Raw genomic sequence first — 12454 nt, 5'->3', positions numbered from 1 at the left:
AACCGGCCGGGGAGGGCGGTGCATGTCCCTTCTCGGTGAAATCTCCTACGCGCTGATCCAGCCCAGCGCCCGCGCCATCGGCCAGATCTATGCCGATGTGACGGTCGAAGAGGTCCACCGGGACGAAGTCATCATCACCCAGCACCCGATTGAGGGCGGCGGGGTGATCACGGACCACGCCTACAAGCGGCCGGCCGAACTGGAAATCCGCTGCGGGTTCTCAAACTCCAGCGCCGGCTATGTCGGTTATGTGCAGGAGCAGTACCGCGCGCTGCTGGCTTTGCAGCTCGCTCGGCAGCCCTTCACGGTCTACACCGGCAAGCGCCGATACCGGAACATGCTCATCCGCGGCATCTCGGTCGCGACCGATGGGCACTCCGAAAACATCCTCATGGCGTCGGTCGCCCTGCAGGAGGTCATCCTCGTCTCGACCCAGACGACGCGTTCGGGGCAAGGCGGTAGCACCGGGAACGGAAGCGGAAACGGGGACAGCAGCACGGCATCCCCTGGAGCCAACGCCAACCAAGCAAGCCCGGCCTCGACTGGGAGTGTGACGAATAGCGGTTCCGTAGAGGCGACCGGTGTTGGCTCCCAAGCGTTTGCGGGATCGTTCAATCCGGGTTCTTACAGCCCTGATGGCGGCTCGGTTGGGAACGGCAGCTTCGGGCTAAACACGCCGGGCGCAGACCTGACGCCTCAAACACCGCAGCTCAGCGGCATCAGCCCGCCGGCCTCTGTTACGTTGCCCGAGATCAGCGTCGCGCCGACGATCGGCGGCCTCCAAGCTGCTGGGCCGGATCAGTACAACATGTTTGGCGGCGGCCCTTGAGTACGATCACCGAGATCCCACTCACGCCGTCTCAGGCGTGCGTCTTCACGATCACGCTCGCGGGCGTGCTCTACAACATGCGCCTGACCTACAATGTCGCGCAAGATGGGTGCTGGATCCTCGACATCGGCGATGCCAATCAAGTACCGCTCGTGGCCGGTATCCCGCTGGTCTCTGGCGTCGATCTGCTGGCGCAATACGCCTATCTGAGCTTCGGCGGCTCTCTCGTCGTGACGACGGATCGCGGGGCAGGCGAAGTGCCGACCTTCGATGGCTTAGGCGCCACGGCGCATCTCTATTTCATCGCAGACTGACCCCCGATGGGTGAGCAATACCTGCGCAACGTCCGCGTCGAGATCGCGGGCGGCAAGACCTTCGACTACGACGGCGAGGCCAATGGCGGCCAAGGGCTGCGCATCCGCTTCGATGTCCGACAGAAGGATGTCTCGACCCCGAACGTCGCGGTCATCAGCATCACGAACCTGAAGGACGCCTCGACGCAGTCGGCCTTCTTTACCGGCAAGCAGATCAAGGTCTCGGTCGGCTACGGCCAGAACCTGCAGGGCATATTCCAGGGCCAGATACGACAGGCGAGGAACCTGCGGGAGGACGTGACCGACAAGGTTTTGGTCATCATCGCGACGGACAGCGGAGATGCCCGCAACTTCGCGGTGGTGAACAAGTCCTTGGCCTCCGGCCACACCCACATGGACAGGGCGCAGGCCGCGATTGACGCTTTGAAATCCTTAGGGGTGCAGCAGGGCTACATCGACACGGCCGCCCTATCCAAGATCAAGTTCCCCCGGGGCGCCGCGCTGTTCGGCAACGCGAAGGATCTCCTCCGGCAGATCTGCGCGGCGACCGGCACCTCGTGGTCGATCCAGAACGGCAAGGTGCAGATCCTCGGCAACGACAAGGCGCTGCCGGGCGGTACGATCGTCCTGAATGGCAAGACCGGCCTTGTCGGGCTTCCCGTTCAGACGATCCAGGGCATTGAGGGCCAGTGCCTGTGCAACCCGCAGATCAAGGTCGGAAGCCTCGTCCAAATCGATCAGAAGAGCATCCAGCAGGCCGCGATCAATCCGAGCTATACGGGTGAGGCCCAGAACGCTCTGCTGCCAGAGATCGCGACGGACGGCATCTACAAGATCTACGTCGTCGATCACATCGGCGACACGCGCGGCAATGATTTCTTCACGGCCTTCGTCGGTATCAAGAAGGGCTCGCTGCCCACGCCCGCGCTGAAGACGCGCCTCATCGCCATGCCGAACGAGTGAAGACGTACGATGGCTGATCACGCGCTCGATATCCGCGAACGCTTTGAAGACCTGACCGAGGTTCTTGAGACTGTAGTCGATGGCGTCCTGTCTCGGCTTCCGAAGGCGGGCCCGGTCATGTTGGCCGAGGACAGCAAGGACGGTCACACCGCGAAGCTACAGCCAACCACCAAGGCGGTGATCCGCAAGGTGGATGGCACCACGCAGGAAGTGACGCTTCCGGTCATCCCCGACGTGCCGGTCCACTTCATGGGCGGTGGCGGGATCACCACTACGTTCGGGCTTAAGGCAGGCAACGAGGGCTTCAGCGTCCCGGCCGCCCTCGGGATCGACGGATGGCACCAGAACGGCGGCGTGCAGTCGCCCGGCGACACCCGACAGCATTCCCTGTGGGATGCGGTCTTCGTCCCTGGCGTCCGGTCTGACCCCAACAAGCTCAAGGGCGTCTCGCCGAACTCGACGCAGACCCGCACAGACGACAAGAAATCGCTGCACGACATCAGCCATACGGCGATCACCACAATCCGTGAGTTCGCGGTGCAGCAGGTCAACGGCGCGGCGATCCAGTCCGAACTGAAGGGCTCTCGGCACGTGGTCGATGCTAAGACGATCCAGCACATCGCCTCCAAGATCCTGATTAACTGCTGATGGCTGGTGGCTTCGTACCCTTCGGGCAAAATCTTCAGCTTCAGGGCGGGGCCCCGCTGGTGAGGGCGGCCACTTTCTTCGTCGAAAAGCTGGGCATCACCAAGCGGCTCGACGGCGGCCCCGGCCTCCAAGGGCTGATGGCCCAGGTGCTGAAGGACGGCAACCTGTCGTCGATCATGCAGAACCCGATGGCAGCCCTGACGCAGGGCATTCAAGGGCAACTCGGCGGGTTGGTCGCACAACTGCAGGGTATGGCCGGCGGTGGGCCTGCCGGGCTGATCTCCGCGCTCACTGGAGCGTCTGGTCTCGGCAACGCGCTCGGTGCGCTTCAAGCAGCCGGCGATAACCTCGCGGGCCTGACCAACGGTGCCTCCGGCTTCTTCTCCATGCTCGGGCATGCGGCCACAGTCGATATGGCCGGCGCGGGCCTGCCGATCTCGGCGGCGATGGAGGCGGTGACGGCCCCGCTCACGCAGGCGGGCTTTCTCGGAAATCTCGGCGGGATCCTGCCTCAGGTCGTGTCCCAAGTCGTCGGCGGCACGATGGCCCCTGACGCAGCGACGAACTTCGTTCTCGGGCAGATCGCCAGCATCGGGAGCATGACTGCGGGCTCGGCTGGCGCGCTCGCCTACGGAGCGCAGATGCACCCGCTGATCGCCACGGTGTCGAGCGTCGCGGGGGCTCTGGCTATCCCGCCGACCTTCGATGCCGATGGATATCGTCAGGAAGGGGTCGCCACAGCCTTTCAGGGCGTTCTGTCATCCATCGTGCAGGCGGCGCCCGCGGCAGCCATAGCGGCCTCTCTAGCGGCCCAAATCGCCCACACCGCACATGCGGCGGTTGATACGGCCGCGATGACCTCTCTTGGAGACGACTGATGCAGAATTTGCCGCCCGATATAACCCAGGCTCTATATCGGTTCGCATGCGCGGCAAGAGCAGCGGAAGTCCTTCGTGTCAGCGGCGCTCATGACGTAGAGGGCACTAAAGCGCGCTGTGACGCGGACGCCACCGAGCGGAAGCGTCGTAAGTCTCTGAAAGCCGCCATCCTCAAACATCTTCGTGACGGTGAGTTCGTCCAAGAAGGCGATGGCGCCTGATGCGCGTACGGAAGGTCGATGCGCAGGGCGATATGGTTTTCGGCGGCGACCAAGCCTCCATTTGGCGCGACGTGCCGGAGGCGGTCGGCGTGCTCGTCGAAGCCCGGATGAACCTCTGGCAGGAGCAGTGGTACTTGGATCGCACAGAGGGCACGCCCTACGAGCAACAGGTGCTCGGCAAGCGCACCGAGGGCCTTCGCGATCCGGCTCTGCAGGCGCGCATCCTCGACACCCCCGGCGTCGTCGAAATCGAGGACTACAGCAGCGTCCTTGATCGCCAGACCCGCGGCCTGACTGTTTCGGCCACGATCCAGACCGTCTACTCGCGAGCCTACCTCGCGGGACAGGGCGCCAATACCGCCAACATCACCGTCAAGGTCGAGAACGGTCGCTAATGGGCGCTACCCCTGTCTGCCAGATCACAGCTGCCGGCTGTGTCCGCCCGACCTTCGCGGACTGCTTGGCCTACGTGCAGGCGTCCTATCGGGCAATCTACGGGCAGGATCTGAACCTAGACCCGGCGACGCAGGACGGGCAATTGATGGTTCTGCTCGCCAACGCGATCCACGACGCGAACGGCGAGACGCTTGCGGCCTACAACTCGTTCTCGCCCTCAACGGCGCAGGGCACAGGACTGGACCGCAACGTCAAGCTGAACGGCATCCGCCGGAAGCGGGCCAGCTACTCGACGGCGCCGCTCTTGGTCGTCGGGCAAGCGGGCATCACGATCACGAACGGCATCGTCACGGATGCGGCCGGCAACCAGTGGGCGCTGCCCGCCATTGTGTTGATCCCGGACGCCGGGCAGCTCACCGTCACCATCACCTGTCAGACCATCGGCGCGGTCGCCTTGTCGGCCGGGGCAATCGACACCGCAAATGGCAAAGGCTCTATCGCCACCGTGACCCGCGGCTGGCAGTCCGCGATCAACACGGCCGCAGCGTCAGTTGGGCAGCCCGTCGAGGGCGACAGCGCCCTTCGTCAGCGTCAAGCGATCTCGACCGCCATCCCGTCGCTGCGCCTTGCAGATGGCCTCAAGGGTGCGCTGGCCGCCATCTCTGGCGTCAACCGCCTTCAGGTCTTCGACAACAGCAAGGCTACCCGCGACGCGAACGGCATTCCAGGCCACACCGTCGCGGTTGTCGTGGACGGTGGAGATGCCGCGACCATCGCCTCGGTCATCGAACTGAAAAAGGGGCCTGGTGTCTCAACGTTCGGGACGACGGTTCAGACCGTGCAGCCGACAGATGCGACATCCATCCCGCAGAACGTCGCGTTCTTCTATCTGACGCAGGTTCCGGTGACGTATGCCGTCACAGTGCAAAATCTCGGCGGCTATACGGCCTCAATCGAGGGCATCTGGAAGGCGGCGCTCGTCGATTTTGTCAATGGTTTAGCGATTGGCGAGGACGTTGAGCGCGATCAAGCCTTTGCTGCAGCCAAGAACTGCGACGGCATCGGGTCAAAGACATTCAAGATCGTCTCGTTCGCGCAGGCCCGGGATGGCGCAACACCGAGCCAGACCGACGTGCCGATCGCTTTTTATGAGGCCGCCATGTGTTCTGCGGCCAGCATCGCCGTGACCGTCTTGCCCTTGGCGTCCTGACATGACGGTCTACAATGTCACGGCAGACAGCACGACCGTCACGATCGACGGCGCCTATCCGACCGCTGACTTCGACACTTTCGCCCTTGCGCCGCCCGTTACCAAGACGGCTGACGACTACCTCGACTTCGTCACGCCATGGCAGGCTAACCCCGCCAAGGCGCGCTTCCTCGCCACCATCAGGGCGAACGTCCAGCCGCAAGCCGACGCTCAGGCCTTCGTCGCGAGCCTGCCACAAGCCTTCGACATCGACGAAGCGATTGGCGCGCAGCTGGACGTGGACGGTCAGTGGGTCGGCCGCAACCGCTACGTCCCCATCCCTCTGCCGGACACGACCCTTGCCCTCGGCATCGTCAATCGTGGCCTTGGACAAGGGTACTGGCGCACCAACTACGACAGCACTAACGACATCTCGTCCCTACCGGATAACCTGTATCGGCCGCTGCTCTACGCCAAAATCCTCGCGAACGCGTGGGATGGTACCGGCCCAGCGGCGGTCCAGATCGTTCGGACCTATCTCTCGGATCCGGCAACCCTTGTCTTCCTGAACGACGGCGCACGCGCCATCGTCCCCTATGCGGGCGATGCCATCTTCTCGCTTGGGGTCCCCGGCGCGGGACTTGGGCAGGGGCGGTGGCTCCGCTGGATGGAGTACCCCGCGACCCCCGAGCGCGCGGGCATGTCGTATAGCATCTGCATCGCCGGCAAGCTGCCGTCGCGAACGGATCTCTACATTCTCGCGAATGACCTCCTGCCCGTGAAGGCGATGGGCGTGAACGCCCAGATCGTCGTCACCTCAACGGACGGTGCCGCGGTCTTCGGTCTCGGACTGAATAACTCGCAAATCAGCGGCCTTGGGACCGGCGCTTGGGGGCGCGACCCAGCGACCGTAGCCGCGACACTGCCCGCCTAAGCCTTTCAATTCCAACCTGTTCGCCCGTCGCTGAGCCGCGGCGCGCGAACCTGTGCGCGATAGGACCCGCTGAATGGCCACCAACGGCTTTCTGCCAAACTCGACCGGTGTCGGGGCCACTGTGCTCAGCGATGCGGCCTATGCTGCCAGCAGCTCGCTCGCACTCGGTGCCCAGGTCGGAGTGCTCCCGCCTGAGTACTACAACAAGGTCAATCGGCAGAGCACGGTCATCGCCTCGATGATCGGCCAGTTCATCGTTCTGCGTGCAGGGGTTGACGCCAACGACAGCCAGAGCATTTCAACGCTGGAAGCCAATTTCGAAGCCGCCTTGGCTGCTTACGTCAACACGATTGTCGGCAGCACACAGGGGCCTCCGCACAACATTGCGCCATTCTTCACCAACGGCTCCTACACTTGGACGTGCCCGACCGGCTTGACCCGCGTCTTCGCTCAGGTCTGGGGAGCGGGCGGCGGCGGCTCCGGTGGCGGCAACAGCGCCGGCTCCGGTGGCGGCTACAGTGCAGGTTGGTTCACCGTCACACCCGGCACCTCGTACACGATCATCGTAGGCGCCGGCGGCCCAGGCAATAGCGGAACCAGCACGGGCGGCAACGGTGGGACGTCGTCCTTCGCGTCGTTCTGTTCGGCCACGGGCGGTCTTGGCGGTTCTGCCGGCCCACAGACGGGCGGCAACGGCTCCGGTGGCCAGATTAACCTGCAGGGTGGTCGCGGCGAGGATATCGAGTCCGCCAACTACTACGCCATGGGTGGCATGGCCCCTTTCGGTGGCGTCGGCTTCTATCAAGGCGCGATGAGCCCCGGCGGCGGCGGCTCGGCGACTGCGGCGTCTGCAGTCATCGGCGCGAGCGGTTCCAATGGCGCGGACGGCGCCGTTCTCCTGAGCTTCTGAGGATAGCCCTGCATGTCGCGCTACGCTCATATCGTTGACGGTATCGTCGCCGAGATCATCACGCTTCCGGACGGCGTCACGCCTGGCAAGGATGTGCTGACCGAAGAGGTCGCCGCCGCTCTGGTCGCCGCGCAGTCCGACACCGTCGTGGGCATGACCTTTGATGGCAAGGCCTTTGGCCCCGTGCCGGCGATGCCTCTGCCGCCTGTTCCTGTCGTCATCTCCGATCGCCAGTTCGGTGAGGGCCTGTGGCACGACGGACTCATCACCTTCGATGAGTACATCGCATTCGTGGGCCCTGGCACGATCCCTCCCGCCCTTCTCAAGATCCTCGACACACTGGCCGATGACGACACCGGCCAGCCGACGCCGCGAAAGATCGCCATCGGCCTCGTGACCGGCGCCAAGGAATACCAGCGCACCAACCCGCTCGTCGACATCGTCCGCGACGCTCAAGGTTGGACGACGGAACAACTGGACGAGCACTGGCGCGCTTGGGCCGCGCTGTGATCGCTCTGCCGTCTAGAACAAGAACCGGAGTGCATTGATTATGGCGCAGCAGCCGGTCAACGTCGGCGTCGCGGCTAATACCGGGACAGGCGACGCGCCGCGGATTGCATTCACGAAGCTCAACGCGAACGACGCGGAGCTTTACGCGAACGTCGCATCCCTGCAGGCGATCCTGACGGCCAGCACCTTCCTGTCACGGGCGAGCAATCTCTCCGATTTGCCGTCCGCCGCAACCGCGCGAACGAACCTTGGGCTTGGGGGCGCCGCGGTTCTGAACGTGGGCACCGCGGCAGGTACGGTTGCGGCCGGCAACGACAGCCGCATCGTCGGAGCGCTTCAGTCCGCGAACAACCTCTCCGATCTTGCCAGCGCTTCAACCGCACGGTCCAATCTCGGCGCTGCCACGCGGGGGACTAACAGCGACATCACTTCGCTGACGGGTCTGACGACCCCACTGAGCGTCGGGCAGGGCGGAACGGGCGGAAACACTGCGGCAACGGCGCGATCTGGGATCGGGGCGGCGGCATCCGGTGCCAACACCGACATCACGTCCCTTTCTGGACCGGCGCTAGGCGCCGCGACCGCAACCACGCCGGCCGCGGGGGACAATTCGACCCGTGTTGCGACGACGGCTGCGCTTCAGACAGCCATTGCGGCGGTCACGGGCGGAGCGCCGTTCCCCGTCCGCCAGACGGTCGCCGCTGGCCCGACCTCTGGCGGCTTGCCGAGCTTCCTGCCCGCCACCTCCGGCAGCCTGTCCATCACGGCCACAGGCGTCTCCTCCACAGTTCCGCTGATTGTCACGGCCGCGCAGGGCTTCGGCTCATCGGGCCCGGTGAACGTCACCTGGACCTACACGTCCAACCCGACATGGACCGGGCTCGCGGCCTCGGCCACGAATTTTCTCTACGTCAACGCCTCCACGGGGGCGGCGGGGTTCTCAACCCTCGCGCCGATATATCAGGCCGGCGGCACTCCAAGCACGGCCAACGGCCAGTTCACCTTCGATACCGTGGCCATGATTGGCTACATGGGTAATGGCTCGACCGCCACGGCGACGCCGCTCGTCTTCGTGGGTGAGGTCGTCACCTCAGCGTCGGGCGTCACGTCCAGTATGGCATATGGCTATAATGGGTACTATGACAGCGGATATACCAATACGTTGGCCAGTGGCGCCGGCAAAAATCATAACATCGGCGTCATTCCTGAAATGACAAAATACGTTATCAAGAACCTTTCGTCGGATCAGGGGTATGCAGTTGGTCAGGTCATCGTCAACGGCGTGTCTACAGCCAACGGAAATTTCGGCATAATCCCGGTTTACACCAGCAGAACAGGAATGCTGATACCGGCCGTGACGAATTTCACCCTTCCTAATGCTACGTCCGGAGCGGTCGTATCCATCACAAATGCGAGTTGGGCCTATAAGTTTGTGGCGCAGCGGGGATGGTAATGCGCGCCGCCCTCGCTTTCCTCAGCCTAGTGCTCGCCGCTCCCGCCACGGCGCAGACCCTGAGCCCGCCCTTTACGGCGAGCGTCGTCGGCTCGGGGCAACCGGGCATCGCTGGATTACCCTTGTTCTTCTGGAACGGCTTTGGTGGCTCGACCTTCGACAGCGCCTCCACTCTGCGCGTGGATCGCGACGTTGAGACCACGTCCGGCGGCGGCAAGCCCTGGTACACCTACAAGGCCATCTGGGGCCTGACGACGACGTCCTACGTGTCCCCCGGCTTCGAGTGGGCGATCACGGGCGAGTTGAACAACCGGACCAGGAAGTCGGCCGAAGCGCAGAACGTCGCCGTGAACGGCACGGCGTGGAAGAACGCCACCGACAACGGTGAGGAGACCGGCACGACCTGGGCTGGGAACTTCAACTGCGTGGACAACACCGGGCAGGTTGATCCTACGACGTCGTGCGTGGGTGCCGAGGTGGACGTCGGCGGCGCGGTCGGCACAGATGCCAATCGGCAGCGGGTCATCATCCACGCGGCCGGCGGCGGCCAGCCCGGGAGCCATGTCGGCTACGGCGTCGTCGTCTCCCCGACGCAGGGCGTGACGATTGACCGGGCGTTCTCGACGGCGAATGTCGGCGGTCAGTTCGGGATCGGCCTTGATCTGGCTGGCGGCTCGTTCTCGGGCGCTGCGATCCTGATGGGCCCCGAACAGTGGCTAGGCCTCGACGGCAAGTCGGACGGCACCTTTGGGCGCTTCCTCGGCTTCCACGACGGCAAGATCACCTTCATGACGCCTTACGGGCCAACCTTTCGCATGGGCGACGACGGCGGCGTCTATCTCGGCCGCGTCATTGAGCAGATCCCGCATGTGCCGACCTCGGCCTCGTCGCCCTGCGAGACGGGCGAGCACGCTTGGAGCGAGGCCTATGAGTATCGCTGCATCGCGCCGAACCGCTGGCGCCGCGCCGCCCTGACCGACTGGTAGCAGCCCATGGCGATCACGGCTTCATCCCCCGACGCATTCTTCGACGGGGAGGATTTCGCTTGGGATTTCATCGTTACCAACGCGGACGGCTCTCCACTGGATCTGACCGGATCCCGCCTGTTCGCTCGGTTTGAGGACAAGTCTCAGACGGTGGTCGGCATCTGCGATACCGCGCTCTCCAATCAGTCGCTGGTGATCACCAATGCGACGGCGGGCGCCCTGTCGTTCCTGATCCCGAAAGCCGGCCGGGCTTGGTCGCCGCAGTTCCTCGGCCTGCTGCGGCTCGGCATCACCGAAGATGTCTACGGCGATCTCTATCGGTATGCAGACGGCATGGCGCATCCGCAGGGCATCTGCCGGATTGGGTTCACGGTGCTGCCGGGGACTGGCTCGTCATGAGCGGCGGCGTCTCGCTCCCCCGCTTCACCGTCACCGCCCGCCAGCGTCCCAATGTGGCCGTAGCTGCGCAGGGAAGGCCGGTGGTGGCGTCCGTGACGGTTCGAGGGCAACAGGGTGCCCAGGGCATTCAAGGCGCTCCTGGAGCCAATGGCTTCGCCAAGCGCTTCGGCACCATCGACTATACCGACACCGATGCCGGGACGCCGTTCATGCTCCCGGCTGGCGAGTGGGTTCGCCTGACTCGGAACCTGACGCCTTCGGCCGCCAACTTCAATCTGCCGTCCGGACCGTGGGCCAACTTCGCCTTCTGGGACAACGCGGCTGGCCTTCTGCGGGCCCGTGCGGTCGGTGACGTGCTGCTGTTCAAGTTCAGCTACACCGTCGTTCCGCAGCAGCGGGGCGGGGGCCTGCGGTTCTCGGTTCGCCCCGGCGACGACGTCAATTTCGAGTTCGGGCCGGATCCGATCGCTCTGACGGCCGATGCCGGCCAGATGCAGCCGGGATCCGAGACCTTCGCGGAGCAGTGCCGCACCCGCTTCGTGGCATCGGGCGCTGTGGTCTACGTCATGGCGACCAGTGGGGGCACGCTGATGGAGTTCAGCCCCGAGGTGACGCCTTTGGACTTCGCGTCATGACGTTGGCCATCGGGTTTCACGCCACGTCGGGCAGTATCGTCATCGCGGGGAACGGCGCCTTTCCGGCCCGGTCCCTCGTGGCGACAGTCTCGACCGTCTTGCCGGACACGATCCAGATCAACGATCTCGGCGGCCGCGGTGAGCAGTCGGTCGCCTGGGCCGAGCTGACGAACCTTGACGGCACCTACACGCCGGCCAGCATGGCGGATGCGCTGGCTTACCTGCAAGGCGAGTTCGCGAAGTGTACGCCAGTCCGACCGATCCCCGCGTCCTATCCGCTGTCTGAGGTCGCGAGCTTCGCCGTCAGTCACGGCCTCTCCTACGCGCCGAGCACGACAATCGTCGACCCTGATGGCGCCGAGGTGGACACCGACGTCGTTCACGCGCCGGGCCTGACGACCCTGACCTTCGCCCAGCCCTTCACCGGCACTCTCTACCTGGGATAGCCCATGACCCGGAAAATCGGCAACGGCCTTGATCTCCAGAACCAGCGCATCCAGAACGTCGGCACCGGCTCTCAGCCGACCGATGCCGTCAACCTCGCGCAGCTTCAGAGCGCGCTGGCGGGCCTGTCGTGGCATGGGGCGGCTCGCGCTGCCTCGACCGGCAACGTCATCATCGCATCGCCTGGCGCGTCCATTGATGGCGTCACGCTGGCGGTCGGCAACCGCGTCCTGCTGAAGAACCAGACCACGGCGTCGGAGAACGGTATCTACGTCTGGAATGGCGCCTCGTCCGCCCTGACGCGGGCCGCTGATGGCACGGCCGGCAATCTCAACGCAGGCGCGGCCTTCTACGTGGACGAGGGCACGGTCAACGCCGACACCGCCTACACGATCACCACGGACGACCCGATCACGGTCGGCACGACGGCCATCGCCTTTGCCAAGTTCGGGGCCGGCATCGCCTACACGGCCGGGACGGGCCTCACCCTGACCGGAACACAGTTCGCCGTCGATACGACGGTTATCGCCCGCAAGTTCGCGACGAACGTCGGGGACGGCTCCTCGACCACGATCACGGTCTCTCACAACCTCGGCACGCTCGATGTCGTGGCGCAGCTCTATCTGGTGAGCACCGGAGAGACGATTGAGACCGACACCGTTCGGTCCAGCACCAGCGCCGTCGCCTTCACATTCGCGACCGCCCCCGCGGCTGGCGCCATGCGTGCGGTCATCACCGGCTAGGC

Annotated in this window: 16 protein-coding genes; all 16 read left to right on the top strand. The window is 64.7% G+C overall.

The features are described 5' to 3' along the window. Window positions 1–22 precede the first annotated feature (22 nt). Window positions 23–829 (top strand): phage baseplate protein, encoded by an 807-nt coding sequence (locus ABIC70_RS05175; protein ID WP_354439077.1) that lies wholly within the window; start codon window positions 23–25, stop codon window positions 827–829. Next, window positions 826–1143, top strand: a complete 318-nt coding sequence (locus ABIC70_RS05170; protein ID WP_286963837.1) for a phage baseplate plug family protein — start codon at window positions 826–828, stop codon at window positions 1141–1143. The genes ABIC70_RS05175 and ABIC70_RS05170 overlap by 4 nt, the downstream gene beginning before the upstream one ends. A gap of 6 nt (window positions 1144–1149) precedes the next feature. Continuing rightward, window positions 1150–2106 carry a phage protein gene (locus ABIC70_RS05165; protein ID WP_354439076.1) on the top strand — a complete coding sequence of 319 codons (957 nt, stop codon included), beginning with the start codon at window positions 1150–1152 and terminating at the stop codon, window positions 2104–2106. Between the two features lie 9 nt (window positions 2107–2115). Further along, window positions 2116–2754, top strand: a complete 639-nt coding sequence (locus ABIC70_RS05160; RefSeq protein ID WP_354439075.1) for a Gp138 family membrane-puncturing spike protein — start codon at window positions 2116–2118, stop codon at window positions 2752–2754. Then, on the top strand, window positions 2754–3632 hold the full coding sequence (locus ABIC70_RS05155) for a hypothetical protein (RefSeq protein ID WP_354439074.1): 879 nt from the start codon (window positions 2754–2756) through the stop codon (window positions 3630–3632). The genes ABIC70_RS05160 and ABIC70_RS05155 overlap by 1 nt, the downstream gene beginning before the upstream one ends. 220 nt (window positions 3633–3852) lie before the next feature. Further along, window positions 3853–4248 carry a contractile injection system sheath initiator gene (locus tag ABIC70_RS05150; protein ID WP_354439072.1) on the top strand — a complete coding sequence of 132 codons (396 nt, stop codon included), beginning with the start codon at window positions 3853–3855 and terminating at the stop codon, window positions 4246–4248. 65 nt (window positions 4249–4313) lie between these two features. Continuing rightward, entirely contained in the window at window positions 4314–5459 is a 1146-nt protein-coding gene (locus tag ABIC70_RS05145) for a baseplate J/gp47 family protein (RefSeq protein ID WP_502915946.1), read from the top strand. A gap of 1 nt (window position 5460) precedes the next feature. Beyond that, on the top strand, window positions 5461–6372 hold the full coding sequence (locus ABIC70_RS05140) for a baseplate wedge 1 family protein (RefSeq protein ID WP_354439071.1): 912 nt from the start codon (window positions 5461–5463) through the stop codon (window positions 6370–6372). A 73-nt stretch (window positions 6373–6445) separates the two neighbouring features. Further along, window positions 6446–7282: a glycine-rich domain-containing protein gene (locus tag ABIC70_RS05135; RefSeq protein WP_354439070.1), complete on the top strand. Its 837-nt coding sequence runs from the start codon at window positions 6446–6448 to the stop codon at window positions 7280–7282. Window positions 7283–7294: 12 nt separating this feature from the next. Further along, window positions 7295–7792 (top strand): hypothetical protein, encoded by a 498-nt coding sequence (locus tag ABIC70_RS05130; protein ID WP_354439069.1) that lies wholly within the window; start codon window positions 7295–7297, stop codon window positions 7790–7792. Window positions 7793–7832: 40 nt separating this feature from the next. Beyond that, the gene (locus ABIC70_RS05125) at window positions 7833–9245 is read left to right on the top strand and encodes a hypothetical protein (RefSeq protein WP_354439068.1); all 1413 of its coding nucleotides are present in this window, start codon (window positions 7833–7835) and stop codon (window positions 9243–9245) included. Continuing rightward, the gene (locus tag ABIC70_RS05120; protein ID WP_354439067.1) at window positions 9245–10231 is read left to right on the top strand and encodes a hypothetical protein; all 987 of its coding nucleotides are present in this window, start codon (window positions 9245–9247) and stop codon (window positions 10229–10231) included. The genes ABIC70_RS05125 and ABIC70_RS05120 overlap by 1 nt, the downstream gene beginning before the upstream one ends. 6 nt (window positions 10232–10237) lie before the next feature. Then, entirely contained in the window at window positions 10238–10630 is a 393-nt protein-coding gene (locus tag ABIC70_RS05115) for a hypothetical protein (RefSeq protein ID WP_354439066.1), read from the top strand. Continuing rightward, window positions 10627–11265 (top strand): hypothetical protein, encoded by a 639-nt coding sequence (locus ABIC70_RS05110; protein ID WP_354439065.1) that lies wholly within the window; start codon window positions 10627–10629, stop codon window positions 11263–11265. The genes ABIC70_RS05115 and ABIC70_RS05110 overlap by 4 nt, the downstream gene beginning before the upstream one ends. Further along, window positions 11262–11711, top strand: a complete 450-nt coding sequence (locus tag ABIC70_RS05105; protein ID WP_354439064.1) for a hypothetical protein — start codon at window positions 11262–11264, stop codon at window positions 11709–11711. Before ABIC70_RS05110 ends, ABIC70_RS05105 begins: the two co-directional genes overlap by 4 nt. Before the next feature lie 3 nt (window positions 11712–11714). Beyond that, a complete protein-coding gene (locus ABIC70_RS05100) occupies window positions 11715–12452 on the top strand; it encodes a hypothetical protein (protein WP_354439062.1) in 738 nt (245 codons plus the stop codon). Window positions 12453–12454: the final 2 nt, after the last annotated feature.

This window comes from Methylobacterium sp. 1973 (assembly GCF_040545035.1).
In the GTDB taxonomy this organism is placed as follows: Bacteria; Pseudomonadota; Alphaproteobacteria; order Rhizobiales; family Beijerinckiaceae; genus Methylobacterium; species Methylobacterium fujisawaense.
Note: the sequence above shows the minus strand (reverse complement) of the source record. Positions and strands in the feature narration are given on the sequence as shown.

What these genes read in the sequence shown, in the direction of transcription:
- ABIC70_RS05165 (WP_354439076.1), top strand. Translation starts at nt 1,150, where the DNA reads ATGGGTGAGCAATACCTGCGCAACGTCCGCGTCGAGATCGCGGGCGGC.
- ABIC70_RS05100 (WP_354439062.1), top strand. Translation starts at nt 11,715, where the DNA reads ATGACCCGGAAAATCGGCAACGGCCTTGATCTCCAGAACCAGCGCATC.
- ABIC70_RS05140 (WP_354439071.1), top strand. Translation starts at nt 5,461, where the DNA reads ATGACGGTCTACAATGTCACGGCAGACAGCACGACCGTCACGATCGAC.
- ABIC70_RS05125 (WP_354439068.1), top strand. Translation starts at nt 7,833, where the DNA reads ATGGCGCAGCAGCCGGTCAACGTCGGCGTCGCGGCTAATACCGGGACA.
- ABIC70_RS05175 (WP_354439077.1), top strand. Translation starts at nt 23, where the DNA reads ATGTCCCTTCTCGGTGAAATCTCCTACGCGCTGATCCAGCCCAGCGCC.
- ABIC70_RS05150 (WP_354439072.1), top strand. Translation starts at nt 3,853, where the DNA reads ATGCGCGTACGGAAGGTCGATGCGCAGGGCGATATGGTTTTCGGCGGC.
- ABIC70_RS05130 (WP_354439069.1), top strand. Translation starts at nt 7,295, where the DNA reads ATGTCGCGCTACGCTCATATCGTTGACGGTATCGTCGCCGAGATCATC.
- ABIC70_RS05160 (WP_354439075.1), top strand. Translation starts at nt 2,116, where the DNA reads ATGGCTGATCACGCGCTCGATATCCGCGAACGCTTTGAAGACCTGACC.
- ABIC70_RS05135 (WP_354439070.1), top strand. Translation starts at nt 6,446, where the DNA reads ATGGCCACCAACGGCTTTCTGCCAAACTCGACCGGTGTCGGGGCCACT.
- ABIC70_RS05110 (WP_354439065.1), top strand. Translation starts at nt 10,627, where the DNA reads ATGAGCGGCGGCGTCTCGCTCCCCCGCTTCACCGTCACCGCCCGCCAG.
- ABIC70_RS05115 (WP_354439066.1), top strand. Translation starts at nt 10,238, where the DNA reads ATGGCGATCACGGCTTCATCCCCCGACGCATTCTTCGACGGGGAGGAT.
- ABIC70_RS05155 (WP_354439074.1), top strand. Translation starts at nt 2,754, where the DNA reads ATGGCTGGTGGCTTCGTACCCTTCGGGCAAAATCTTCAGCTTCAGGGC.
- ABIC70_RS05120 (WP_354439067.1), top strand. Translation starts at nt 9,245, where the DNA reads ATGCGCGCCGCCCTCGCTTTCCTCAGCCTAGTGCTCGCCGCTCCCGCC.
- ABIC70_RS05105 (WP_354439064.1), top strand. Translation starts at nt 11,262, where the DNA reads ATGACGTTGGCCATCGGGTTTCACGCCACGTCGGGCAGTATCGTCATC.